The sequence below is a fragment of the Candidatus Woesearchaeota archaeon genome (assembly GCA_003694805.1).
Taxonomy (GTDB): Archaea; Nanobdellota; Nanobdellia; order Woesearchaeales; family J110; genus J110.
Genome location: RFJU01000050.1, coordinates 1 through 4,501 on the forward strand (window position 1 = coordinate 1; position 4,501 = coordinate 4,501).

The window sequence follows — 4,501 nt, forward strand, 5'->3', positions numbered from 1 at the left end:
AGCTTTGCTTGCCGAACCTGGATGTGAGAACCGAGTAATCAGGGAGAAGCTCGTCGCGGTCGGCGCGAAGCGTTTCCTTCTTTTTCTTTCCTTTTTTTCCTTTTTTCTTTTTCTAAAAGTGTTGGCTTTCTTGTTTGATGATTGCCGCTAGCCTGTAAAGAAGGTCGAGTTGTTCTTGTTGTTATTTTTCAGCTCGGGTTTGGAGGCGGAAGTATTCTTTGAGAAATGCTGCTGCTGTGGCTTTGTCGTGGATGATGACGAGGTTTTCATCGTTTCGTTGCACGCCGTTTTTGGAGGGGTTCATACTGCCTGTTATGACGGTTTTCTCATCGATGATGAAGACTTTGTGGTGCATGCTTGCGGGGTTCGCGTCCCAGTAGGTTGTTATTCCTGCGTTCTCAAGCGTGTTTTTGACGCTGTAGTGTTGTTGGCGCTTTTCGAAGATGCCAGTGACGTTGACGCCTGCGTGGTGTTTGTTGATGAGGAGGTTGGCGGCTTCTTCGAGGGTGAAGCTGAAGGTCATGAAGTGTATGCTTTGTCGGGCGAGAGAGAGGTGGTGGAGGAGGGCTTCTTTGCAGCGGTCTTCAGGGCAGAATGCGGTTTCGATGATGGCGCCGCTGAGGTTCACGACGGGGCAGGGTGTTTGCCGGTCGTTTCCGGATAGGAGTTCGTCAAGTTCTTGTTGGTAGTTTTGTGTGATGCAGGTTGAATTGATGAGGACGAGGTTGTTGTTGTTTTGGTAGATGCCTCGGCTGGTTGGATTCATGCTCCCGGTCCAGACGAGGTGGTCGTTGAGAATGCAGAATTTGTTGTGCATGGTTCTCGGTGTCGTGAGGGGTGTTCCTCGTCCTTCGAAGTTCTTGGTGTAGACGAAGATGTGTGCCGTGTTCGGAAAGAGGGTTGGGGGGAGGGTGCTGTCCAGGTCGTAGAACGCGCAGGTCATGGAGGGGTAGGCGGCGGCGAGGTTGGTGAGGGTGTTGTTGCAATCGTGCGGGCAGAAGAAGGCGGTTATGGTGCCATTCTCGAAAGGGAGGGGTTGGTTGGGGTGCTGGCTGGTGCAGGAGAGGAGGACGAGGGCGGTGACGAGGAGTGTTGCGAAGAAGTTTGTAGGGCGTCTTTGTGTGTGGTGTTGTGGCAGGTTCGACATTGGTGTTGGCGGGGTTTAGCGTGTCTTTTTGACCTTTCTTTTTTTTAAGTTGCCACTGAAAAATCGAAATTTTTAGTAACTATTTAGGAATAAGAACAAAATAGAAAGGTATTTATATGAGTTCGTGCACACAAATAGAGAGGTTCTAACTCACCTCTTTTTCCCGGGGAGACCTCGGGCTTCGTGCCTGGGGTTTCCTGGGTTTTTTCTTCTCTCGCTTCAGAACGACTGAGAAAAAAGTCACGGGGTTTTTTTGCGTCTATGCGTTCTTCTTTGTTCTTTTTTTGTTGTTGCTGCTTTTCTTTTGCTGCGTCCTTCGCTGTGCCTGCCTTCGGCGTCGGAGTGTTTTTTCTCTTGTCCGCGCTGGAATGTTCGGCGTTTGATAGTTGAGGAAGGTGGCGAAGGCTATGCCGCCGAGGAGGCCGAGCAAGTACGGGGTGAGGGTCGCCGCGCTCGTCTTTATTTTGCTGATAATGGTGTTTTTCTTTTCCGGGAAATAGGGTGCAAGGTTGCCAAGTTCCAGAGCGTATTCTGCAAAGGTTATCGCTGAGGCAGGGTCGTAGGGGAGGAGTTCTTTTGCATATTCGTAGTAGCTATACCCGAGGATGGGGAAGGTGTTGCGTTGTTGTTGTTTGATGAGGAGTTTTTCAACTGTTGCGAGTTTTTCTTGAGTGACGTTGCCTATGAGGTTTTTGTTGACGCCGAGAAGCGAGGAGAAAAGGTTTGCTTTTGCTTTTGCGCGCGAGGCTGAAAAGAGGCAGAGCGCGTATGCTCCTTGTTCTGCGTCGCCGTACGCGGCGGAGAGGTCTTTTTTTGCATCACGCAGGATTTGGGGGAAGTAGAGTTCTGCGTAGCTGATGCGTTCTTCCGCTTCGCTGATTTTTTCGCGACAGGCTTCTTTGAGGTTGTCTTGTTCAAGAGATATTTTTTTGCCGGGCATGCCAAAGAAGGTCGTCCAACTCCGTGCTGAATTGAGGCGTTCGATGGCGTAGGCCACATTGTCTGCGGTGAGGTTTTTCGCGTTGCGCAGGGCCACCCGTTCTTTGGCGTCCCTGATGCGTTCTTTGACGATGATGTATGTTTCCAGGTCGGTGATTGTTGTGAGGGGGAGGGTGTCGATGTGGTGTTCGAGTTTGATTGCTTCATTTCTTGTTTTCACGAAGAGTTCAAGCTGTTCTTTCTTTGTGGTATGGTTGAGGAGTGCTGTGCGGAGTTGGAGGTTGTTGGAAAAGCACAGGCTTGCTTGGGAGTAGTAGTTTCCTTGCTGTTGTGCCATGCTGGCTCGTTTGGTGTAGTTTTTTCCTTCTGGGAGAAGTATGTTTTTTTGGAGGAGTGTTTCTTGGAGGTGTTTGGTTTGTTGGCAGAGGGTTTTTGCAACGAATTGCATGCGTTGCGTGTACGAGGGAGGAGGGGTGATGTTGCCATTGACGGTGTTCCATGTTTTTTCGGTGAAATAAAGGAGGGCTTCGTCGAGGGTGCTCACTGGTATGAGGGTGATGCCTTCAATCGTTTCGTTGGTGTCGTTGACGGGGATTTCGAATTTTGGTATGAGGACGGTGTGAAATCCTGCTTCTTTTGCTGCTCGTGCCTTTGCTGTGATGCCGGCGACGGGGCCGATGATGCCTCCAGAATTGATAGTTCCGGTAATAGCGACGTCGTCTTTGAGCGGGGTGCCGGTGAGTGTGCTAATGGTGAGGATGGCTATGGCGGCTCCTGCGGAGGGTCCGCCGACGATGTTGCTGTCTGCTCTGATGCGGTAGAAGAAGTCGTATTGGCTGCAGTCTTTGTCGAGGTAGTCGCACGCGATTTGGTTGGCGTAGCGGGTGCTGCTTTGCGTGTCAAGCCTGCTGAGGGGGAGGGAGTCGAGGAATATTGATCCTGTTCCTGGTTTGATGAAGAGTTGGAGGGTTGCTGTTCCTCCTTTTTTTGCAGTTTCTGACACGGTGAGGAGGGTGATGGTGCCGGTTTTGGTTTGGAGCGTTGGTTGGAGGAGGGTGAGGGCGAGGGTGGCGAGAAGGATGAGGGTGGCTGTGAATAGTTTGCGTTTCATGGTGCCGGGGTGGTTTCTTGTTTCTTATTGTTTTTTTGGAGTTGGCTGTTTGCTGCTTGGTTGTTTTTTGGAAGGTGTGGCTTTGTAGCGTCCTCTTGCTTGGACTTGTTTGAGGCGGGTGAGGATTGCTTCTCGTTCTTTTGGGCGGTAGTTTTCGAGGAAGAGGTGGTACGCTTGTGTCGCGACGAGGTGGTGTTTGCTGTCGAGGGCTTGTTTGAAGAGGTGGATGTCGACGGCTTTATCTTCGATGCGGGTGCTAAAGAAGGAGAGGCCGAAGTCGATGAAATAGATGGTGTTGTTGTGGAGGAGCATGTTGCTGGTGGTGAGGTCGCCGTGGATGATGTTGTGGTCGTGGAGCGTGGCAGTGAGTGTTCCTATGGTTTTGGCAAGGAGGGGTTGGTTGTCGAGGACCTCTGCGAGTTTGGGTCCGTTGATGGCGGTCATGGTGATGGTGTCGGTGTTGTTCGTTGTAATGAGTTGCGGGCCGGGGATGGGGAGTTTGGCGATGACTTTTGCTTCTCGTCTCGTTCGTGCTTTTCTGAGGGCGAGGTCTATTTGGGGGTGGCGGTAGCGTTTCGGGATGCGTTTTTTGATGATGGTGTCCCCTTCTTGTTCGATGATGGCTTCGGCCCCTTGTGCGATGATGGTCATGGCGTTCTCAGGGGCGTGTTGTGTGGTATAAAAGGTTTTGGAAAGATTGTTGAGGAGATGGTGGGTAGAGGTGTTTGTGTTTTTGCAGCGGGCCGCTTATTTGGTTCCTTTGCGTCCCTTTTTTTGGTTGCACGTCCGTTCAAGGGCGTGCTCAGAAGTCGAAGTCTGGTTCTTCAAGAAAGAGCTCGTCGAGCTCGAATGAACTGAGTTTTTTCTTTGAGTTGAGGAGTGTGATGTCTGGCTTTTTCTTTTTGCCTCGTATTTCTTCGATGTCCAAGTCTTCGTAGGTTTCGAATTGGTCTTTCATTGTTTTTGTTCTGGTGTGTTGTGGTTGGAGCTGCTGGTGTTGTTCCTGGTGCCATTGTTTGACCAGTTAAGGAAGTGGTGTTTTATAAGTGTTTCCAATGGCGTGGCTGTCTTGCTATTGGTGGTTTGTGCGATCATTGGCGTTTGTTCCGTTTTTCAGCGTTGGAAGGGTGTTTCCCTGCAAAGTGAAAACCCCTTTTTATATTTTTCGCTACTAGAAAGTAGTCATTTATGGGTTTGTTGGGGGTTGGTAGGTGTTTGCCTAAAGAAGGCGTTTCAGTCGCTTGTCGTCGGCTTGGTTGTTCCTGTTCTCCAGGAACGGTTTTGAAATATTTTCTATATAGAAA

At 50.3% G+C, this 4,501-nt stretch carries 3 protein-coding genes; all 3 read right to left on the reverse strand.

What is annotated here, in order from left to right:
* Window positions 1-181 precede the first annotated feature (181 nt).
* The 3 genes from D6783_02010 to D6783_02020 all read right to left on the reverse strand — a co-directional run bounded on the left by D6783_02010 (window position 182) and on the right by D6783_02020 (window position 3,848).
* Complete coding sequence (locus D6783_02010; protein ID RME53427.1) at window positions 182-1,147, reverse strand: hypothetical protein; 966 nt, start codon at window positions 1,145-1,147, stop codon at window positions 182-184.
* A gap of 259 nt (window positions 1,148-1,406) precedes the next feature.
* The gene (locus D6783_02015; protein RME53428.1) at window positions 1,407-3,197 is read right to left on the reverse strand and encodes a hypothetical protein; all 1,791 of its coding nucleotides are present in this window, start codon (window positions 3,195-3,197) and stop codon (window positions 1,407-1,409) included.
* A gap of 24 nt (window positions 3,198-3,221) precedes the next feature.
* Window positions 3,222-3,848, reverse strand: a complete 627-nt coding sequence (locus D6783_02020; protein ID RME53429.1) for a Kae1-associated serine/threonine protein kinase — start codon at window positions 3,846-3,848, stop codon at window positions 3,222-3,224.
* Between the last annotated feature and the right edge of the window lie 653 nt (window positions 3,849-4,501).